Source organism: Roseomonas sp. F4 (assembly GCF_053891155.1).
In genome coordinates this window covers 1-19,489 of the sequence record NZ_JBSSHK010000003.1, presented here as the reverse complement: position 1 = coordinate 19,489, position 19,489 = coordinate 1, and the positions used below count along the sequence as shown (strand labels likewise).

At 70.1% G+C, this 19,489-nt stretch carries 16 protein-coding genes; 11 read left to right on the top strand and 5 right to left on the bottom strand.

The window, feature by feature from the left end:
* Positions 1–2: 2 nt before the first annotated feature.
* From ACVFYP_RS12400 to ACVFYP_RS12385, 4 genes are read left to right on the top strand one after another with little or no spacing between them, the layout of a single operon-like run.
* Positions 3–1,619, top strand: a complete 1,617-nt coding sequence (locus ACVFYP_RS12400) for a hydantoinase B/oxoprolinase family protein (RefSeq protein ID WP_499200498.1) — start codon at positions 3–5, stop codon at positions 1,617–1,619.
* Positions 1,616–3,736, top strand: coding sequence for a hydantoinase/oxoprolinase family protein (locus ACVFYP_RS12395; protein ID WP_499200497.1), 2,121 nt, complete (start codon positions 1,616–1,618; stop codon positions 3,734–3,736). Before ACVFYP_RS12400 ends, ACVFYP_RS12395 begins: the two co-directional genes overlap by 4 nt.
* Positions 3,733–4,908, top strand: coding sequence for a CaiB/BaiF CoA transferase family protein (locus tag ACVFYP_RS12390; RefSeq protein WP_499200496.1), 1,176 nt, complete (start codon positions 3,733–3,735; stop codon positions 4,906–4,908). Before ACVFYP_RS12395 ends, ACVFYP_RS12390 begins: the two co-directional genes overlap by 4 nt.
* Positions 4,905–5,690: an enoyl-CoA hydratase-related protein gene (locus tag ACVFYP_RS12385; protein WP_499200495.1), complete on the top strand. Its 786-nt coding sequence runs from the start codon at positions 4,905–4,907 to the stop codon at positions 5,688–5,690. The genes ACVFYP_RS12390 and ACVFYP_RS12385 overlap by 4 nt, the downstream gene beginning before the upstream one ends.
* A gap of 50 nt (positions 5,691–5,740) precedes the next feature.
* On the opposite strand, the gene ACVFYP_RS12380 is transcribed toward ACVFYP_RS12385, so the two are convergent.
* A complete protein-coding gene (locus ACVFYP_RS12380) occupies positions 5,741–6,430 on the bottom strand; it encodes a cyclase family protein (protein ID WP_499200494.1) in 690 nt (229 codons plus the stop codon).
* A gap of 19 nt (positions 6,431–6,449) precedes the next feature.
* Positions 6,450–7,439 (bottom strand): Bug family tripartite tricarboxylate transporter substrate binding protein, encoded by a 990-nt coding sequence (locus tag ACVFYP_RS12375; protein WP_499200493.1) that lies wholly within the window; start codon positions 7,437–7,439, stop codon positions 6,450–6,452.
* A gap of 162 nt (positions 7,440–7,601) precedes the next feature.
* On the opposite strand from ACVFYP_RS12375, the gene ACVFYP_RS12370 reads away from it, so the two are divergent.
* Positions 7,602–8,426 (top strand): IclR family transcriptional regulator, encoded by an 825-nt coding sequence (locus ACVFYP_RS12370; protein WP_499200492.1) that lies wholly within the window; start codon positions 7,602–7,604, stop codon positions 8,424–8,426.
* Positions 8,427–8,433: 7 nt separating this feature from the next.
* Positions 8,434–9,810, top strand: a complete 1,377-nt coding sequence (locus ACVFYP_RS12365; protein ID WP_499200491.1) for an amidase — start codon at positions 8,434–8,436, stop codon at positions 9,808–9,810.
* Positions 9,811–9,881: 71 nt separating this feature from the next.
* Here the strand turns inward: ACVFYP_RS12365 and ACVFYP_RS12360 are convergent, their stop codons facing one another.
* Together ACVFYP_RS12360 and ACVFYP_RS12355 are read right to left on the bottom strand one after the other, a co-directional pair.
* Positions 9,882–10,865, bottom strand: coding sequence for a Bug family tripartite tricarboxylate transporter substrate binding protein (locus ACVFYP_RS12360; protein WP_499200490.1), 984 nt, complete (start codon positions 10,863–10,865; stop codon positions 9,882–9,884).
* A gap of 193 nt (positions 10,866–11,058) precedes the next feature.
* Entirely contained in the window at positions 11,059–11,760 is a 702-nt protein-coding gene (locus tag ACVFYP_RS12355; RefSeq protein ID WP_499200489.1) for a GntR family transcriptional regulator, read from the bottom strand.
* Between ACVFYP_RS12355 and ACVFYP_RS12350 the strand changes: the two genes are divergently transcribed.
* From ACVFYP_RS12350 to ACVFYP_RS12330, 5 genes are all read left to right on the top strand, one after another.
* The gene (locus tag ACVFYP_RS12350) at positions 11,710–13,173 is read left to right on the top strand and encodes an LLM class flavin-dependent oxidoreductase (protein ID WP_499200488.1); all 1,464 of its coding nucleotides are present in this window, start codon (positions 11,710–11,712) and stop codon (positions 13,171–13,173) included. The genes ACVFYP_RS12355 and ACVFYP_RS12350 overlap by 51 nt on opposite strands.
* 397 nt (positions 13,174–13,570) lie before the next feature.
* Positions 13,571–14,209: a cysteine hydrolase family protein gene (locus ACVFYP_RS12345; RefSeq protein ID WP_499200487.1), complete on the top strand. Its 639-nt coding sequence runs from the start codon at positions 13,571–13,573 to the stop codon at positions 14,207–14,209.
* Positions 14,210–14,235: 26 nt separating this feature from the next.
* Positions 14,236–15,099, top strand: a complete 864-nt coding sequence (locus ACVFYP_RS12340; RefSeq protein ID WP_499200486.1) for an alpha/beta fold hydrolase — start codon at positions 14,236–14,238, stop codon at positions 15,097–15,099.
* A 99-nt stretch (positions 15,100–15,198) separates the two neighbouring features.
* Positions 15,199–18,063 carry an ATP-binding protein gene (locus tag ACVFYP_RS12335; RefSeq protein ID WP_499200485.1) on the top strand — a complete coding sequence of 955 codons (2,865 nt, stop codon included), beginning with the start codon at positions 15,199–15,201 and terminating at the stop codon, positions 18,061–18,063.
* Between the two features lie 99 nt (positions 18,064–18,162).
* Positions 18,163–18,588 carry an OsmC family peroxiredoxin gene (locus ACVFYP_RS12330; RefSeq protein WP_499200484.1) on the top strand — a complete coding sequence of 142 codons (426 nt, stop codon included), beginning with the start codon at positions 18,163–18,165 and terminating at the stop codon, positions 18,586–18,588.
* Between the two features lie 81 nt (positions 18,589–18,669).
* Here the strand turns inward: ACVFYP_RS12330 and ACVFYP_RS12325 are convergent, their stop codons facing one another.
* On the bottom strand, positions 18,670–19,212 hold the full coding sequence (locus ACVFYP_RS12325) for a fasciclin domain-containing protein (protein WP_499200483.1): 543 nt from the start codon (positions 19,210–19,212) through the stop codon (positions 18,670–18,672).
* Positions 19,213–19,489: the final 277 nt, after the last annotated feature.

Sequence of the window (19,489 nt, the reverse complement as noted above, 5' to 3'; positions counted from 1 at the left end):
TCATGACCCAATTCGACCCGGTCACGCTCGAGCTGCTCTGGACCCGTCTCGTCTCCATCGTGGACGAGGCGGGGGCGGCGCTGCTGCGCACCTCCTTCTCCACCATCGTTCGTGAATCGCACGACTTCGCCTGCGTGCTGACCGATGCGCGCGGTCATTCCCTGGTGCAGGCGACGGATGGCGTGCCGTCCTTCCTCTGCACCGTGCCGCGCACCATCGGCCATTTCCTGGCGGAATATCCGCCGGAGACGCTGGAGCAGGGCGATATCCTCATCACCAACGACATCTGGCTCGGCACCGGGCATCTGCCCGATATCACCGTGGCCAAGCCGATCATGCGCGGCGGCCGGCTGTTGGGCTTCGCCGGCTCCGTCGCCCATGCGCCGGATATCGGCGGCCGCATCCGCACCGCCGAATCGCGCGAGGTCTATGAGGAGGGGTTGCAGATCCCGATCATGAAGGTGGTGCGCGCGGGCACCATCGACGACACCTTCGTGCGCTTCCTGCGCAAGAACACCCGCGTGCCGGACCAGGTGATGGGCGATCTCTATGCCCAGTTCACCGCGCTCGACCTGATGGAGCGCCGCCTCTGCGCGCTGCTCGACGAGCATGGCATGGAGACGCTGGAGGCGCTGGCCGATGAGATCCATGGCCGCTCCGAACGCGCCACCCGCGCGGCGATCCGCGCCGTGCCGGATGGCACCTACCATGCGGAGGTGCTGACCGATGGGCTGGACCAGCCGATCCGCCTGCGCCTGGCGCTGCATAAGCAGGGCGAATCGATCCATGCGGATTATGCGGGCACCGACCCGCAGGTGCCGCGCGGCATCAATGTCTGCCTCGCCTATACGCTGGCCTATACCGCCTTTGCGGTGAAGGCGGCGCTCTGCCCGGAGGTGCCGAACAATGAAGGCGCCTTCCGGCCCATCACCGTCGCCGCGCCGCTGGGCTGCATCCTGAACTCCACGCCGCCGGCCGCCGGCGCCAATCGCGCGCTGACCGGGCATTTCATCCCGCCGATGATCCTGGAGGCGCTGGCCAAGGCGCTGCCGGAGCGGGTGATCGCGGGCGTCGGCTCACCGCTCTGGAGCCTGAATTTCGCGGGCGTACGGCCGGATGGCACGCCGATCGCCAATCAGTTTTTCATGAATGGCGGCTACGGGGCCGGTGCGGCGCGCGACGGCGCAAATGTGCTGAGCTGGCCGTCCAATGTCTCCGCCGCGCCGGTCGAGATGATCGAGCAGGGCGCGCCCTTCCGCATCCGCCATCGCCGCCTGCGCGAGGGCACCGGCGGCGCCGGCCGGCATCGCGGCGGCACCGGCCAGGAATGGGCTTTTGAGAGCCGTTCCGCGACCCCCGTCGCCATCACCTTCATGGCCGAGCGCACGCGGGAGGAAGCCGCGGCGCGCGGCCTGGATGGCGGCGGGTCCGGCACGCCGGGCGGCGTGCTGATCGATGGCGTGCTGGTGGACCCCAAGCGCCAGCACATCCTGCAACCGGGCAGCACGGTGGAGCTGCGCACCCCGGGCGGCGGCGGCTTCGGCGACCCGGCGCAGCGGCCGGCCCATCTCATCGAGCAGGACCGCCGCGACGGCCTGGTTCCGGAGGCTTCGGCATGATCGCGCAACGCCACGCGCTGGCCATCGATATCGGCGGCACCTTCACCGATGTGGTGCTGTATGACGCCACCACGGGACGCTTCGCCGCCCATAAGGAACTGACGACGCCGGAGCATCCGGCCCAGGGTGTCGTGACCGGCATCCGGCATCTCTTCGCCGCGGAGGCGGTGGACCCGGCGACCGTGGGCCGCGTGGTGCATGCCACCACGCTGTTCACCAATGCGCTGATCGAGCGGCGTGGCGCCGTCACCGGCCTGATCGCCACCGCCGGCTTCCGCGACACGCTGGAAATCGGCCATGAGCGCAAATACGAGCTCTATGACCTGCACCTGCCGCTGCCGCGCCCGCTGGTCGGCCGCGCCCTGCGGCAGGAGGCGATGGAGCGGCTGGCGCCGGACGGCGCGGTGGAAATCGCGCTCGACCCGGCCAGCGTGCTGGCGGCGGCGGATGCGCTGGTGGCGCAGGGTGTCGAATCCGTCGCGATCTGCTTCCTGCACGCCTATGCCAATCCGGCGCATGAGCGGGAGGCCGCGCGGCTGATCGCGGCGCGGCATCCCGGGCTGATCCTGTCGCTGTCCAGCGATGTCTCGCCGCAGATCCGCGAATTCGAACGCACCTCCACCACCGTCGCCAATGCCTATGTGAAGCCGCTGGCGGAACGCTATCTGAACCGGCTGTCCGACGACCTGGCCGCGCTCGGCATCACCGCGCCGCTGTTCATGATGCTGTCCAACGGCGGGCTGACGCATGTGGAGGAGGCCAAGCGCGTGCCGGTGCAACTGCTGGAAAGCGGGCCGGCTGCCGGTGCGCTCTCCGCCGCCTTCTTCGGCCAGCGATCGGGGCGCGGCGACCTCCTGGCCTTCGACCTCGGCGGCACCACGGCGAAGCTGGCCCTGGTGACCGGCGGCCAGCCGCTGGTGGTGCATCGCTTCGAGGCGGGGCGGGAACGCCGCTTCACCTCCGGCAGCGGGTTGCCGCTGAACATCTCCACCATCGAGCTGATCGAGATCGGCGCCGGCGGCGGCTCCATCGCGGCGCATGATGCGCTCGGCTTGCTCAAGGTCGGGCCGCGCAGTGCGGGCTCCACCCCCGGCCCGGCCTGCTATGGCCGCGGCGGCACCGAGCCGACCGTCACCGACGGCAACCTGCTGCTCGGCTACCTGGATGCCGAAACCTTTGCGGGCGGCACCATGCGGCTCGACACCGCGGCGGCGGATGCGGCAGTGGGCGGCCTGGCGGCGCAATCCGGGCTGGACCGGCTGCGCACCGCCGCCGGCATCCATGCCGTGGTTAATGAGACGATGGCCGCCGCCGCGCGGGTGCATGTGGCGGAGCAGGGCCACGACCCGCGCGACTTCGCGCTGCTCGTCACCGGCGGCGGCGGCCCGCTGCATGGCGCGGAGCTGGCGCGCCGCCTCGGCATCAGCGAGGTGATCTGCCCGCCGGGCGCCGGCGTGGCCTCCGCGCTGGGCCTGCTGCTGGCGCCGGCCCGGGTCGATCGCGTCGCCACCATCTCCCGCCGCCTCGACGGCATGGACTGGGCGATGCTGGAGGAAGGTTTTGCCGCCATGGAGCGGGAGGCGCGAGCGGTCATAGCGGCGACGCTGGGCGCAGATGCCGTCCTCACCCTGCGCCGCAGCGCCGATCTGCGCTTCCTCGGCCAGGGCTATGAGGTGATCACCGATCTGCCGCCCGGCCCCTATGGCGCCGAGGCGGAAGGTGCCATCCGCGCCGCCTTCGAGGCGGGCTACCAGCGCGTCTTCGCCCGCCGCCCGGCCGTCGCGGCGATCGAGCTGATCAATATCCGCGTCTCGGTCACCGGCAGCACCGCCGGCGGCGTGCTGGACCCCAAGGTGCCCAGCACGGCCGAAGGCGATCCGCGCACCGGCACCCGCCAGGCGCATTTCGGCGACCGGCTGGTGGCCGCGCCAGTACTCGACCGGCGGCGACTGGCCGCCGGGTCCGAGATCGCGGGGCCGGCGATCATCGAGGAAGCCATGTCCACCCTGCTGATTCCCCCAGGCGCCCGTGCCAGCGTGGAAGCCGGTGGCAATATCGTCATCCGCCTTGCGCAGGCCGCGCAGACCACCGCCCGCCAGACGGAGACCGTCGCGTGACCCTTCCGCTATCCCATATCCGCGTGCTCGACCTGACCCGCGTGCGCTCCGGCCCCACCTGCGTGCGCCAGCTCGCCGACTGGGGCGCCGACTGCATCAAGATCGAGGCGCCGGACGAGATCGACACCGGCAAGGGCATGGGTGGCGCGCGCAATGGCCCGGACTTCCAGCATGTCCATCGCAACAAGCGTGGCATCACGCTGAACCTGAAGCATCCCGAAGGTCTCGCCGCCTTCCGCCGCATGGTGGCGCAGGCCGATGTGGTGGTGGAGAACTATCGCCCCGATGTGAAGGACCGGCTCGGCATCGGCTATGAGGCGCTGGCGGCGATCAATCCGCGCATCGTGCTCGGCTCCATCTCCGGCTTCGGCCAGGATGGCCCCTATGCCCGCCGCGCCGGCTTCGACCAGATTGCCCAGGGGATGGGCGGGCTGATGAGCGTCACCGGGCTGCCGGGACAGGGGCCTGTGCGCGTCGGCATTCCCGTGGCCGACCTCACCAGCGGCCTGTTCTGCGCCATTGGCATCCTGACCGCGCTGGTGGAGCGCGAGCGCACCGGGCGCGGCCGCTGGGTGCATACCTCGCTGCTGGAGGCGATGGTCGCCATGATGGATTTTCAGGCGACGCGCTGGACCATGGCGGGGCAGGTGCCGGAGCAGACCGGCAACGATCATCCGACGACGGTGCCCACGGGCGTGTTCCACACGGCAGACGGCATCATCAATGTCGCCGCCGGCGGCGACGAGATGTGGCGCCGCATCGTCGAGACGCTGGACATCGCCGAGGAAGCCAAGGCGCCCGAGCTGGCCACCGAGAAGGCGCGCGGGGCGAACCGCGCCAAGGTGAATGCCGTGCTCCAGGCGAAGTTGCTGGGCGACACGGCGGCCAACTGGATCGAGCGGCTGAACAAGGCAGGTGTGCCGACCGGCCCGATCTATTCCATGGACCAGGTCTTTGCCGACCCGCAGGTGCAGCATCTGGGCCTGGCCTTCCCGGTGCAGCATCCGCGCCTGGGCGAGATCAACCTGGTGCGCACGCCGATCCAGATGCCGGGCGTGGCCAATCCGCGCAACCCGACGCCGGATCGCGGCGAGCACACCGACAGCGTGCTGGCCGAGTTCGGCTTCACGCCGGCGGAGATCGCGGCGCTGCGGGCGGAGAAGGCGCTGTGACCAGCCTGATCCGCTTCGAGGTCGACGGCGGCATCGCCCGCCTGACGCTGGACAATCCGCGCCGGCTGAATGCGGTGAATGCCGAGATGTGGCAGGCGCTGCCGGCCTTGCTGGCGCGCGTCGCGGAGGATCGTGCCATCCGGGTGCTGGTCCTGGCCGGCGCCGGGGACCGCGCCTTCTGCACCGGGAACGACATTTCGGAATTCGACACGATCCGTGCCGATCCCACCGCCGCCGCGCGCTACAACGTCTGGCAGCGGGATGTCGCGACGGCATTGCAGGGGCTGGAGAAGCCGATCGTCGCCGCGATCCATGGCTATTGCCTCGGCGCCGGATTCGAATTCGCGCTGATGTCGGATTTCCGGCTTTGCCAGGCGGATACACGCATCGGCATCCCCGCGGTGCGCCTCGGCCTGCCCTACCGCCTGGAGGACATCGTCAAGGTGGTCGATGTGGTCGGTCTGGCGCGGGCGCGGGAGATGGTGCTGCTGGGCCGGCAATATGCCGGGGAGGAGCTGCTCTCGCTTGGCATCGCGCAGCAGATCCTTCCCGACGCACCGGCGCTGGAGGCTGCCGTGGAAAGCCTTGCCCGGGAGTTGGCGGAGAACGCGCCTTTGAGCCTGAAGGCCGCCAAGATCGCCTTTCAGGAGCTCACCCGGCGCGAAGGAGCCGTCGACCTGGCTCGGGTCCAGGCCGCCGAGGATGCCTGCTACGCCAGCGCGGACTACGGCGAGGGGCGCGCTGCGAAACGGGAGAAGCGCAAACCCAGCTTCACGGGCTGACCGCCCCAGCGGTGCGCTGGGGCGGTCGGCGTCACCGCCCGATCAGGCGATCAGGCGAACATCGCCACCGCGCGGATCGGGCTGGCGGTGCCGCCGCGGATGCGCAGGGGGAAGCCGATGAAGGTGAAGCGGCCACGCCCCAGCAGCTTGTCCAGATTCGCGAGGCATTCCATGTGGGTGATGCCCCGCTCGGCGCAGGCCATATGCGCCTGGAAGTTGGGCTCACCCTCCGGCGCCGGGCTGATCGCCTCCACGCCGAACATGCCGATGCCCTGATCCGCCAGCCAATGGATCGCCGGCAGCGACAGGCCCGGGAAGTCATGCGCATAGCCGGGCTTGCCGAGCAGCCGGTCATTGGTGGCCATGTGGATCAGTACCGTGTCGCCCGGGCGGATCGTCTCGCCGGACTTGGCCACCGCCGCCTGCACCTCCTCCAACGTCGCGGCCGTCTTCAGCGGCAGGTGGGACAGGTCGATGCAGAAGGCGGAGGTGTAGAATTTCTCCAGCGGCACCTGGTCGATCGACAGCGCCTCCGGCCGCGGGTCGAAATGCACCGGCGCGTCCACATGGGTGCCGGCATGGTCGCTGAAGGCGATGGACAGCGCCTTGCTGGTGAAGGTGGTATTGCCGGCGCGCTTCGGCTCCGAATGGTCGTTCCACACCGTCATCACCACCGGCGGGTGGGAAGGGTGGGTCTGGGTGCGGTGGAAGATCTCGCGGCTCAGGTCGACGAATTCCATGACAGTTTCCTCTTGAGGGTCAGGTGATGCGAATGCCGGCACGGCGGATCACCGCACGCCAGCGGGCACGATCGGCGGCGACATGGGCGGCAAGCGCGGCGCGCGGCACGGGCAGCGGATCGCAGCCCATCTCGGTCAGGCGGTTGGCCACGGCGGGCAGGGCGACGGTGGCCTCGAAGCCCTCACCGAGCCGCGCCGCGATGGCCTCGGGCGTGTCTGGCGGGGCGAAGAGCGCGTAGTAGAGTACCGCCTCGTAGTCATTGAAGCCTGCCTCGGTCAGCGAGGGCACCTGCGGCAGCCGCGCGTGGCGCGTGGTGGTGGTGACGGCGAGCGGCCGGACGGCGTCGTTCTGGATATGGGGCAGGGCCGTCGGCATGGTATCGATCATCATGTCCACCTGCCCCGCCAGCACGGCGGCCGTCGAGGGCGCCGTGCCGCGGAAGGGAATGTGGTTCAGTGCGATACCGGCATGGGCTTCCAGCAGCATCATCGCCAGATGCCCGCCGGTGCCGATGCCGGCGGTGCCGTAGGTGAGCTGGCCGGGATTGGCCTTTGCCAGGGCGATCAGCTCCGGCACCGAGCGCGCGGCGAGGCTGGGGCGGACATAGAGCACCTGCGCAACATTGCCGACCGAGGCGATGGGCACCATCGTCACCGGGTCGAGCCCGGGATTCTCGCGAATTTCCGGATTGATGGAATGGGTCGACTGGTTGGCCATCAGCACCGTGTAGCCATCCGGCGCGCTGCGCATCACCGCTTCGGTGCCGATGGTGCCGCCGCCGCCGGAGCGGTTCTCGACCACCACATTCTGGTCGAAGGCGGCGCGGGCGGCCTCCGCGACCACGCGAGACATGACGTCGGCGGCGCCGGCAGGGGGAAAGGGCACGATCAGCCGCAGCGGGCGGTTCGGAAAGCTCTGGCCCTGCGCCTGCAGGGGGCCCGCGGCCAGGACCCCGGCGGTTGCCAGCAGACCACGGCGGGTAAGGGTGGTGTGGCGAGCGTCAGACATGATGCGATCTCCCGGTCCGAATGGGCCGAGCGACGGGCTTTCTCCTTCCGAGCGGGGCAGTCGCGGCAGAGTCCACCATGTGGACTTTACACCGCCGCCAGCCCTCGTTGCCGTCTATGCTTGCTGTCAGCCGTACCACCGCGCAATTGGGAGTTCCGTATTGTGGACTCTGATCTGAGACAGGCCGGCGCATCCGCGCCGCCGCGTGATGGTGCGCAGACCATCCACCGCGTCGCGGCGCTGCTGCGGGAGATTGTCGCCGCGCGCGGCCAGGCCGCCTCGCTGGGCGCGCTGGCGGCGGCCACCGGGCTGGCACGGCCCACCGCGCATCGCATGCTGCAGGCCCTGGTCGCCGAGCAGATGCTGGCGCAGGAGGCCTCGGCGCGCAGCTACCGGCCGGGGCCGCTGCTGTATGAACTCGGCCTCGCCGCAGCGCCCAGGCTCGACCTGCGGGCGCTGTGCAGGCCGAGCCTGGAACGGCTGGCGGAGCAGAGCGGCGACAGCGCCTATCTCACCATCCGCAGCGGGGAGGATGCGCTGTGCCTGGATCGCTGCGAGGGCGGCTTTCCGATCAAGGCCCTGCCGCTGGAAATCGGCAACCGGCGGCCGCTCGGCGTCGGCGCCGGGGCGCTCGCGGTGCTGGCCGCGCTGCCGGCGGAGGAGGCCGAGGCCGCGCTGGCCCGGAACGCCGCGCGCTTCCCGCGCTACCGCCTGACCGATGCCCGGGTGCGGGAGGCGTTGGAGCAGGCACGGCGGGACCGCTATTCGGTCAGCACTGGCCGCTTCGTCGCGCGCTATCGCGGTGTGGCCGTGCCGGTGCCACAGCATCGCGGCCTGCCCGCCGCCTCCCTGTCGATCGTGGCCATCTCCGAACGCCTGGCGCCGCCGCGGCTGGAACGGGTGGCGCGGCTGCTGCTGCGGGAGGCGACCGCGCTGGCGGCGCTGCTGGCACGATCCGCCCCGCAGGATGCCGAGGCCCTGGGATGAGGACAGCATGATGACGCCGACCCTGTTTCCCCGCGACACGGCGGCCGGGATGGCCGCCAGGCTGGCTGCCGGCACGGCGACGCCCGAGACGTTGCTGCGGACCTGCCTGGATCGCATCGCTGCGCTGGACAGCACCCTGCATGCCTGGGTGCATCTGGACCCCGAGGGCGCGGCTGTCGCCGCCGCGGCCTCCGCCGCGCGGCACCGTGCCGGCGCGCCGCTGGGGCCGCTGGATGGCGTGCCGGTCAGCGTGAAGGACAATCTGCATGTCGCGGGCATGCCGGCGCGCTGGGGCAGCCGCTTCTTCGCCGATTTCGCGCCGGCGCGGGACGACATCGTGGTGGAGCGGCTGCGGGCCGCCGGCGCGGTGATTCTGGGGAAGACCAGCACGCCCGAATTCGCCTTGTCAGGGCGCTGCTTCAGCCCCCTGACCGGCCATACACGCAATCCGCTGAACCCGGCATTGACGCCGGGCGGGTCGAGCGGTGGGGCCGCGGCGGCCGTCGCAGCCGGCATGGTGCCGCTGGCGGTGGCAACCGATGCGGGCGGCTCCACCCGTCTGCCGGCGAGCTATACCGGGCTGGTCGGGTTGCGGCCTTCCAACGGGCGGATCGCGCGGCGCCATGGCTTTCCGCCGATGGCGCTGGACTTTCAGGCGGTGGGGCTGATCGCGGCGACACTGGCGGATCTGCGGCTGCTCTATGCGGCGGTGACGGGGCCGGATGCACGCGACCCGACCTCCCAGCGCCTGCCACCCGAGGAAACGGTCGGGCCAGGCCGGCGCCTGCGGGTTGGCTGGTGCGCCGCGATCGAAGGGGAGCTGGTGGACCCCGCAGTCCGCGAAGCGGTTGCGCAAGCCGCGGCATGCCTCGCGGCGGAGGGCTGCGATGTGGCGCCCTGCGCCATCCCCTATGACCTGGCGGAGCTGCGCGCCATCTGGGGCGTGCTGACGGCGGCGGGCGTCGCGCGCATGGCCGCACGCTTGCCGGAGCGCTGGGAGGCGGAAGCGAGTGACTCCCTGAAGCCCATGGCGGTGCGCGGCGCGACCATGCCCGCGGTGGAATATGTCGAGGCGTTGGACCGGCTGGCGACGTTCCGCGCCGATGTGTCGGCGCGCTGGGGCGCCTATGACGTGTTGCTGCTGCCAAGCGCGGCGGCGCCCGCCTGGCCCGTCGAGCAGGAATACCCAGCCGTGATCGACGGCAAGCCCGGCCATGCGCGCGCCCAGAATGTCTTCGCGACCTGGGTCAATGCCATGGGCTGGCCGGGGCTGACGGTCCCCGGCCAGCCGCACCCGGATGGCCGGCCGATCGGTGTGCAACTGGTCAGTAGCTATGGCGGGGAAGCGCTGCTGTTCGAACTGGCACGGCGACTGGGAGCCTGATGATCGGCGATGCACAGGCAGGCGGCCAGACATGTGGTCGAGCCAGGGCAACCGCGATGCTTTCGGCCGGGCTATTCCTTCTCGATGCCCGCCATCTGGACCACACGGCCCCAGCGTTCGCGATCCTCGGTCAGCATCCGGTCCATATCCTCCGGTGTGCCGCCGAGCGGCTCGGAGCCCCAGGAGGCCAGGCGCTCCTGGGCGGCGGGCAGCTTGATGATACGGTCGATCTCCATCGCCAGGCGGCGGCGGATCGGCATGGGCGTCCCGACGGGCGCGGCAAAGCCCATCCAGGCACTGGCCTCGTAGCCCGGCAGTCCGGCCTCCGCCATCGTCGGCACATCGGGAAGCAGGGAGAAGCGGCGCGTGGTGCCGACGGCGAGGGGACGCAGACGGCCGGTGCGAAAATCCTCGAGGAAGGACGGCACCTGCTCGATGACCAGCTGAATACGCCCAGCCAGTAGATCAGTCCTCGCCGGCGCACCGCCACGGTACTGCACCATCTCCAGTTCCAGCCCGCCGGCCATGGCGCGGAACAGTTCCACCGTCAGGCGGGACGCCATGCCGGAGGTGGCGAAGTTGATGGTGCCGGGGCGCGCACGGGCCAGCGCGATGAACTCCTGCACCGTGGTAACCGGCAGCGATGCCGGCACCGCCATGACATAGGGGATATTGGCCACCATGCAGACGCCGCAGAAGTCGCGCGCCGGGTCATAGGGAAGCGCGCGGTAGACATGCCCGTTGACCGCCATGGGCCCGGGGCTGCCGGCAAGCAGCGTGTAGCCATCGGGCGGCGACTTGGCGACGGCATCGGCACCGATCACGCCGAAGGCCCCGGCGCGGTTCTCCACCACCACCTGCTGCCCGAGCGGCGCGCCCAGATTGTCGGCAACCAGTCGGGTCATCAGGTCGGTTCCGCCACCCGGCGCGAAAGGCACGATCACCCGGATCGATCGGGCCGGCCAGGCGGCCTGGGCATCGGCGGTGCGGGCCAGGCTTCCGGCGCCGAGTGCGGCGGCGAGGCCCAGTGCATGGCGGCGTGTGGCGAAGGTCATGGGGCAAGGCTCCGGCATGGGGCGGGGCCGGTCATTGCCGGCGACATTGGCTGTGGCTGGCGCCCTCTGGGGAAATACCACAGGATTTGAATTCAGTTTGCAATGCCCAACTCCCGTGACCCGGGAAGCTGAAGCCAGCGCCGGATGCCGCAGGGGCGACAAAGTGCCGCGGAAGCGACACGCAGGTGCTCTCTCAGCGCCCGCGCAGAGATCGAAGCAGCCGAGCCCCGGCATCGTGGACATGCAGGCGCAGCAGAAGGCCCAGCCGGTCGCCATCCCCCTCCCGCAACGCGGCCAGGATGGCGCGGTGCTCGTTGTTGACCTGGTCCCGGCTGTTGGCGATCTGCCCGCCCAGACGGATATAGCGTTCCACCCGGTTACCGAGCGTGCCGAGCAACTCGCCCATCACGCGGCGTCCGCTGGCGGCGTGGATGCGGTCATGGAAATGCCGGTTGTGCTCGGCGAAGGCGTGCCCGCCCTCGAGTGTCCCGGCCGGCAGCGCCTCGATCGCCGCGAGATGCGCCTCCAGGGCGGCCAGGTCCTCCGCGCTGCGGCGCTGCGCCGCCGCCTGGCCGATGCGTTCCTCGAACAGCGCGCGGATCTCGAAGATTTCCGCGATGTCCTGCGGGTCAAGCGCGGCCACGACATAGCCGCGCCGCGGGCGCGATTGCGCCAGCCCCTCGGTTTCGAGCTGCTTCAGGGCCTCGCGCACCGGCGGGCGGCTGACGCCGAGGCGGATCGCCACATCCTCCTGCCGCAGCAGCGCATCCGGCTGGATCGCACCGGACAGGATGGCTTCGCGCAGTTGTGCGGCCACGAAGGCCGGGAGGCTCGGATAGGCCTCATGCGCGCCCGGGCCGGGCTCCGGGAGGTTGAGGTAAGGGGATCGGGTCATCGCATTATTGAATTCAAAAATGCTGGACACAGCCCCGCGACGCAAGCAGTTTTGTGCCAATGCCGTCGACCGGAGCCGCCCATGCCGATGATCCTCGCCGCCAATGCCAATGCCCAAGGCAGCCATGTTGGCGAATGGCGCCATCCTGATGCCTGGGACCGGCCGGCCGCCAATATCGCCAACGCCGTCCGCCTCGCCCAGATCGCCGAGGCTGGCAAGCTCGACCTCCTTTTCCTCGCGGACGGCAATGGCGTCCGGCAGATGGACAAGCCGGACCTCTTCGCCGCCACCTCGCCCTCCGACCGCCCCGGCGTCCTCGAGCCTGTCACCCTGCTCTCCGCGCTCGCCATGGTCACGCAACATGTCGGCCTCGTCGCCACCACGACCACGACCTACGATGAGCCCTACCATGTCGCGCGACGATTCGCCTCGCTCGACCATATCAGTGGTGGCCGCGCCGGCTGGAATCTCGTCACGACCTCCAATCCAGGCGATGCGCTGAATTTCAGCCATGCGGAGCATGTTGCCCGCGACCAGCGCTACGAGCGCGCCAACGAGTTCGCCGATGTGGTCAAGGGGCTTTGGGATTCCTGGGGCGACGATGCCTTTCCGCAGGACAAGGCGAGCGGCCGCTTCCTCGACCCGACACGGGTCGATGTGCTCGGCCATAAGGGAAAGCACTTCAGGGTGGAGGGCCCGCTGAACGCGCCGCGGCCACCGCAGGGTCACCCGGTCGTCTTCTCCGCCGGACAGTCGGAGGCGGGCAAGGATCTCGCGGCGCGGCATGCCGACTGCGTTTTCGCGATCGAGGCGACGCTGCCCGCCGCGCAGGCGCTTTATGCGGATCTGAAGGGACGCCTTGCGGCATTCGGTCGGCAGCCGGACGACCTCAAGATCCTGAGCGGCGTGACCATTTTCGTGGCCGAGACGGCGCAGGAAGCCGATGATCTGGCAGGGCAGCTTGACGACCTCGTGCCGCCGGCGGTCGGCGTCGACTACCTGTCGAAAATGCTCGGCCGCAGCATGAAGGACTATCCGCTTGACGGCCCGATGCCGGCCTTCGAGGAGGAGCATGTCGGCCATACCGGCATCGGCCGGGCCATCGTGGCCGTCGCCCGGGAACAGTCCCTCACGGTGCGCCAGACCTACAAGCGAATCCTGCCGCAGATGGCGGGCAACATGTTCAAGGGTGATGCGGTTCAGGTCGCTGACGTGATGGAGGAATGGTATCGGGGAAAAGGCTGCGACGGCTTCATGATCGCGGCGCCTGTCGTGCCCACCGGCCTCGAGCGCTTCACCCGCCTGGTGGTGCCGGAACTGCAGCGCCGCGGGCTGTTCCGCCGCGACTATGAGGGCCTCACGCTGCGGGAGAATCTTGGCCTGAAGCGCCCCAAGGACCGCTTTGGCCGCTGAGCACCCCTCCGCGAATGATAGCCTTCCAGGCTGACTGCCGGCGACCAGGCGAACATCCGCCGCATCGGGCCGGCATCGTCGTTAAAGCTGGCCGCGGACATCGCCCCCGCACCCTGCTGTAGGGCCTCACCGTCCGGTCCGTGCTGGACGGTGAGGGGCGTGAGACCGCTATGTCCGGCCTCTAGGCATGGCTTAGCCACTCAGCGTCAGCGCACGCCACCTGCGATGCATGCCGGATGGCACGACGCCAGTCAGCGCATCAGCGCGTTCCGTTGAGCAAGGTCCCCCCGGTGCCTCATGACCTGCCTGCGCGGGCGGCCGGGGAGCGCAACTTCCGACAATGCAGCATGGGGTCCGCGGATCATCCTTCGGCACGTCATCGTCGAAGGGCTCCGTCATGCACGACACTCCCTACATCGCGCGCGAAACCGCCCTGCTCTTCATAGATCCCTACAACGACTTCCTCTCGGAAGGCGGCAAGATGTGGCCCCTCGTGAAGTCGGTGGCGGAGGAGATCGGGCTGCTGGACAATCTGCGCAGCATCCTCGCCGCCGTGCGCAGCGTCGGCATCCAGGTCTTCATCGTTCCGCATCACCGCGCGGAGCCCGGCGACTTCGCATGCTGGCACCATGCGACGCCGTACCAGAAGCAGGCCGCCGCAGTGCAGGTCTTTGCGCGCGGCGAGTGGGGCGGCGAATGGCACCCCGAATTCGCGCCGCAGCCGGGTGATGTCGTCGTCCAGGAGCACTGGGGCAGCAGCGGCTTTGCGAATACCGACCTCGACATGCAGCTGAAGCAGCATGGCATCCGCAAGCTGATCCTGATCGGCCTGCTGGCCAACACCTGCATCGAGACGACGGCCAAGTTCGGCGTCGAACTCGGCTACCACGTCACACTGGTCCGCGACGCGACAGCCGCCTTCAGCCAGGACCGTATGCATGCGGCGCACGAGCTGAACGGCCCGACCTATGCCCATGCCATTCTCACCACCGCGGATCTTCTGGCGCAGTTGCCGCCCGTCGCGATGGCCGCCTGACCCCGATCTGGATGAGGAGAGAGCAGATGGACACGATCATGCCAGTCAGCGCCGCCGTGCATGCCGCCAATCAGTTCGTCGAGGTGAAGGGCCGCAGGCTGGCCTATCGCTCGATCGGACAGGGAACGCCGATTCTTCTTTGTGCCCGCTATCGAGGCAACATGGACATCTGGGATCCTGCCTTTCTGGACGCCCTGGTGGCGAATGGCCTGCGGGTGATCACCTTCGACTATACCGGCCTTGGCCTGTCTACCGGCACGCCGACCTATGATCCGCCGGCGCTCGCGCAGGATGCCGGCGATCTCATCGAGGCACTCGGCCTCGACAAGGTCGTGATCAGCGGCTGGTCACTCGGCGGCATGGCGGCGCAGCTGGCGATGGCGATGTTCCCGGACCGCATCAGCCACGCGGTACTGATCGGCACGACGCCGCCGGGCCCGCTGGTGAAGGCCGGTGAACAGCTGTTCTACGACACCGCGACGAAGCCGGATTACACGCTGGAAGATGAAACCATCCTGTTCTTCGAGCCGGCCTCCGCTGGCAGCCGCGACGCCGCGCGGCAGTCGGTGCAGCGGATCGCCAGCCGGGTTTCCGGGCGCAGCATCCCGGTGCCGCAGCCCTGGGCCAAGGCCGCCCTTGCCCGGGAGCCCGCAAACCCGATCTTCCCGGTCGACAGCCTGCTGGAGATGTTGAAGACGACCACGATCCCGGTCCTGCATATCGGCGGCGACCACGACATCGTCTTCCCGATCGAGAACTGGTACGCGCTGAACCAGCAACTGCCGACGTTGCAACTGCTGACCTTCCCGCGCAGCGGCCATGGGCCGCACCACCAGTACCCTGAGGCGACAGCCGATTACATCGCGAGCTTCATCCGAACCACCGCCTGAGAGGCGGCGCGAGCCTCGTCCGGCCGCGCCTATACATTGGTATGATTGCAACAACCCTGCCCGTCCGCCTCCAATGGATGCTGACAGGGGCAATGGGCCATGTTGCTGCAGGCATCGGTGGCCGATCCAGGGATCGGTCCGCAAGCTGGACGCGACGCGCCGGAGCCGGGCCGCGGGCCTGCCGTCCTGCGCTTCGACGCCTTCGAGCTGCTGGTGGCGGGCAAGCTGCTGACTGAGCACGGACGCCCGCTGCGCCTTGGCAACCGCGCCTTCGATATCCTGCGGCTGCTGGCCGAACGCGCGGGCGAGGTGGTGAGCCACCAGGAGATCCGCCGCCACGTCTGGCAGGGCGTCTATGTCGAGGATGCCAATCTGCGGGTCCACATCGCTGGCCTTCGCAAGGTGCTCGGCGATGGCCAGGGAGATCGGCGCTTCATCCTCAACCTGCCCGGCCAGGGCTACAGCTTCGTGGCGCCGGTTGTGGCCATCGCGGCCGCCGAGCTGGACAAGGTGCCCGACGCGGCGCCCCCCCCGGCCGCACCGCCCCCAGGCCCGGCGCGGCTGCCGCTGCTGCTGACCCGGCTGGTCGGGCGTGAGGCAGAGCTGGCGTCCATCGCGAGCCTTCTGGGGCAGCGGCGGCTGGTGACGCTGGTCGGGCCGGGCGGCATCGGCAAGACCTCCCTCGCGCTGGCGGCCGGCTGGGCCATGGTCGATGGCGGGATGCGCGACCTGTGCTTTGTCGACCTGGCGCCACTGGCCGATCCGGCGCTGGTGCCCTCCGCCGTCGCCTCCGCCCTCGGGCTTTCGGTACCGTCGCAGGCACCGCTCGCGGGTCTCGTCGGCGCGCTCGGCCAACGCCGGCTGTTGATCCTGCTGGACAATTGCGAACACCTGATCGATGCCGCGGCCGGCTTGGCCGAGGCCCTGCTGCGCGGCGCGCCTGGGCTGCGGATCTTGGCCACCAGCCGGGAGCCGCTGCTGGCGGAGGGCGAATGGGTGCACCGGGTCGATGCGCTCGGCCTGCCGCCGGAGGCGGATGGGGCGGCGGCGGAAGAGCTCCTTCTTTTCCCCTCCGTGCAGCTTTTCGTCGAACGCGCCACGGCGCATCGCGACAGCTTCCGGCCGACCGAAGCCGCCGCGCAACTGATTGCCACTATCTGCCGGCAGCTGGACGGCATCCCGCTCGCCATCGAGCTTGCCGCCGCGCAGCTCGGCATGCTGAGCGTGCAGGAATTGTCGGAGCGGCTGAAGGACCGGCTGAGCCTACTGGCCCGTGGGCGCCGCACCGCGCTGCCGCGCCAGCAGACGCTTCGTGCGACGCTGGACTGGAGCCACGGCCTCCTTTCCGAGGCAGAGCGCCAGGTGCTGCACCGCCTGGCCATCTTCGCCGGCGGCTTCACGCTGGATGCCGCCATCGCCGTGGTGCCGGAGGCGGCGGACCGCGACGACATCGTCGACCAGATCGCGCGTCTGGCCTCCAAATCCCTGCTGGCGGTCGACCTCGGCGGCGACACGGTGCGTTACCGCCTGCTGCACACGACGCGCGCTTATGCGCTGGATCGGCTGGGGGATGGACCGGAGGTGGCGGCCCTCGCCCGCCGCCACGCCACCTATTGCGAGACGCTGATGCGCGGCGCGGCGCAGGCCTGGAAGGACCAGCCGGCTGCGCAGTGGCGGGAGACCTATTGCCGCAGCATCGATGACCTGCGGCTCGCCCTGGACTGGGCCTTCGGGGCGGAGGGCGATGCGGGACTTGGCTGCCGGCTGACCGCCAGCTCCGCGCCAGTCTGGTTCCAGCTGGCGCTGGTCGACGAATACCGGGAGCGGCTGGAGCGCGCGCTAGCGCTGGGCGGGGCGGCGCTGGCGGAGGAGCCGGCGCTGGCCGCGCGGATCCATCTCGCGCTCGGTACCGCGCGCTACAACACGGATGGGCCAGGACCCGGCATGCTGCTGGCCTATACGCGGGCGGCGGAGCTCGCCGCAGCGCAGCCCGATGCTTCCCTGCGGGTCCAGGCAGCCTGGGGCCTCGGCGGCTACCACTGCGTCACCGGCGACTACGCCGCCTCGCTCGCCTATTGCCGCCGCATCGGGACGCTGGCCGGGTCGGGCGGAGGGGAGGAGGCGCACGCGCTGCATGACCGGGTCATGGCCTGGGGCCTGCATCTGGTTGGGCAGCATGAGGAGGCCCGCCGGCACGCCGAGCAGGCGATGGCCTGGCGTGCGCCGTCGCTGCGCAGCGCGCATGGCAATTTCCTGCAATACGACCACCAGGTCGCCGTCCGCTCGCACCTCGCGCGCATCCTCTGGATCCAGGGCCGCGCGGACCAGGCGGGGCAGATGGTGGAGGAAGCGCTCACCCTGGCTGAGCAGCTGGAATACCCGCCGCCGATGTGCCACCTGCTGGTCGCTGCCGCCTGCCCGCTGGCCATCTGGAACGGCGACATCGCCGGGGCGAAGACGCTGGTCGCCAGGCTCCACCGGCTGTCCTCCAACCTGTCCTTCGAATACTGGCGATCCTGGGTCACCTGCTACGAGACGGCGATTGCGCTGCATGAGGGCGAGGCTGGGATCGACCTCCGCGACACGTCGGCCGGGCCGTTCCACCGCGACATCCTCGCCACCCTGCATGTCGGGTTCGTCGATGACCTGGCCCTGGCGCGGGCCGAGGCCGGCCAGGCTGGCTGGTGCGCCCCCGAAATCCTGCGGGGACAGGGCGAGGCCCTGCTGCGCCGGGCGGATGCCGGGCGCCATGCGGCGACGGCCGAGGCCCTGTTCCGGCGCGCGCTGGAACAGGCGCGGGAGAGTGGCGCACTCGCCTGGGAGCTGCGCGCCGCGAACAGCCTGGCGCGGCTGCGGCCGGATGCGCGGCACGCCATCCTGGCACCGCTTCTGACCCGCTTTGCCGAAGCCCAGGGCACCGCGGACTGGCAGGCAGCCTCCGCATTGCTCGCCAGCCGCGCCTGAAGCCCCGCCACGGCGATAAAGGTCAATCGTCGGCGCCTTGCAGCGCCCAGTCTGCGCGGGCGGCGGCATCAGGCCGAGGCGCGGTCCAGGGGGCGCTGAATGAAGACCTATGCAAGCGCCGTGTGGCGGGGCGGCATCGAGAACGGCGCGGGCACCCTGTCGACCCGGAGTGGCGCCATGGTGAACCATGCCTTCAGCCTGGCCAGCCGGATGGGCGGCAGGCTGGGCACGAACCCCGAGGAGATGATCGCGGCCGCCCACGCCATCAGCTTTTCCATGACGCTGGCCGGCTTGCTGGCCGAGGCCGGCTTCATCGCGGCGCGGATGGATACCACCGTTGAGGTGACGCTGACCGGCTCCTCCGGCCGCTTCATCATCGGCGCGCTCCGCCTGACGCTGGAGGCCCGAATCCCGCTGCTGGAGGATGGCGCCTTCCAGGCGCTCGCGGCACGTGCCCAGGCGACCTGCCCGGTCGCCAATCTGTGCCGGGTGAAGGCCCTGCTGGAGGCGACCCTGCTCGGCTGAGCATGCCGACGCGGGGTCTTCGGTTCTGCAAGGATCAAGCACCGCCACGTGGCCACCCGGCCACGTGGCGGAAAGGCGATGTCAGTGGACCAGCGAGCGGTCGATCATGTGGATGACGCCGTTGGAGCAGGGGATGTCGCCGCGCACCACAGTGGCCACCGCCCCGTTGGTGGCGCGCAGCGTGACCTTGCCGCCCGCATTCGTCACCTCGATCGTGTTCCCCGCGCGGGTTCGCGCCGGCATGGTCAGCCCCGGCTCCAGCGCCACGGAGGTGTAGCGCCCCTCCAGGATATGCGCATTGACGGCGGCCGGGGCGAGAACCGGGTCCGCCGTGCCGCCCTCGCCCGGGGCGCCCATCGGGAACAGCACGTTGATCAGCGCCGGCGTGACCTCCGACACTGCCGCATTGGTGGGCACGAAGATGGTGAAGGGACCGACCTGGCGCAGATCCTCGACCAGGTGGCTGCGGCTGACCACGCCGACGAAGCGCGACGCGTCGGGCAGGCCCGCCAGGGTGTCGATGCAGTTGCGGCTCTGCGCCTGCGCGGCGTTGCCGCCGAGGCCGGTGATGACGGCGACGCCGGCAACGAGGGCGGCGCGCTGGATCAGCTGCGGGATCTTCATGGTGGAAGCCTTCCATCTCGGATGAGGGCGATGGCGAAGTGCCAGCGCCGTGCTGTGGGTTCGCCATGTCCCGCCGGTTGCCGACGCCCTGCGTTGTCACCAGGGTCGCCGGTCCCGCGAAGCACATCGCTCGTGCATCCTGGGCCGCTTCACTTCGATCCGATTGAAGCAGGATCGCGTGTTTGTCGATTCCCACCGTCGCCGAGCGGGGCCATCGTGGCCGCGTAACTGGGCCGAAACGCCGTGGGGGGGGGGGGGGGGGGGGGGGCGGGGGGGG

Excerpts from the sequence above, each read along its gene's own strand:
- ACVFYP_RS12365 (WP_499200491.1), top strand. The coding sequence starts at position 8,434 with ATGATGACGCCGACCCTGTTTCCCCGCGACACGGCGGCCGGGATGGCC.
- ACVFYP_RS12325 (WP_499200483.1), bottom strand. The coding sequence starts at position 19,212 with ATGAAGATCCCGCAGCTGATCCAGCGCGCCGCCCTCGTTGCCGGCGTC.
- ACVFYP_RS12380 (WP_499200494.1), bottom strand. The coding sequence starts at position 6,430 with ATGGAATTCGTCGACCTGAGCCGCGAGATCTTCCACCGCACCCAGACC.
- ACVFYP_RS12360 (WP_499200490.1), bottom strand. The coding sequence starts at position 10,865 with ATGACCTTCGCCACACGCCGCCATGCACTGGGCCTCGCCGCCGCACTC.
- ACVFYP_RS12395 (WP_499200497.1), top strand. The coding sequence starts at position 1,616 with ATGATCGCGCAACGCCACGCGCTGGCCATCGATATCGGCGGCACCTTC.
- ACVFYP_RS12355 (WP_499200489.1), bottom strand. The coding sequence starts at position 11,760 with ATGACCCGATCCCCTTACCTCAACCTCCCGGAGCCCGGCCCGGGCGCG.
- ACVFYP_RS12335 (WP_499200485.1), top strand. The coding sequence starts at position 15,199 with ATGTTGCTGCAGGCATCGGTGGCCGATCCAGGGATCGGTCCGCAAGCT.
- ACVFYP_RS12345 (WP_499200487.1), top strand. The coding sequence starts at position 13,571 with ATGCACGACACTCCCTACATCGCGCGCGAAACCGCCCTGCTCTTCATA.
- ACVFYP_RS12350 (WP_499200488.1), top strand. The coding sequence starts at position 11,710 with ATGCGCGCCCGGGCCGGGCTCCGGGAGGTTGAGGTAAGGGGATCGGGT.
- ACVFYP_RS12375 (WP_499200493.1), bottom strand. The coding sequence starts at position 7,439 with ATGTCTGACGCTCGCCACACCACCCTTACCCGCCGTGGTCTGCTGGCA.
- ACVFYP_RS12330 (WP_499200484.1), top strand. The coding sequence starts at position 18,163 with ATGAAGACCTATGCAAGCGCCGTGTGGCGGGGCGGCATCGAGAACGGC.
- ACVFYP_RS12340 (WP_499200486.1), top strand. The coding sequence starts at position 14,236 with ATGGACACGATCATGCCAGTCAGCGCCGCCGTGCATGCCGCCAATCAG.
- ACVFYP_RS12400 (WP_499200498.1), top strand. The coding sequence starts at position 3 with ATGACCCAATTCGACCCGGTCACGCTCGAGCTGCTCTGGACCCGTCTC.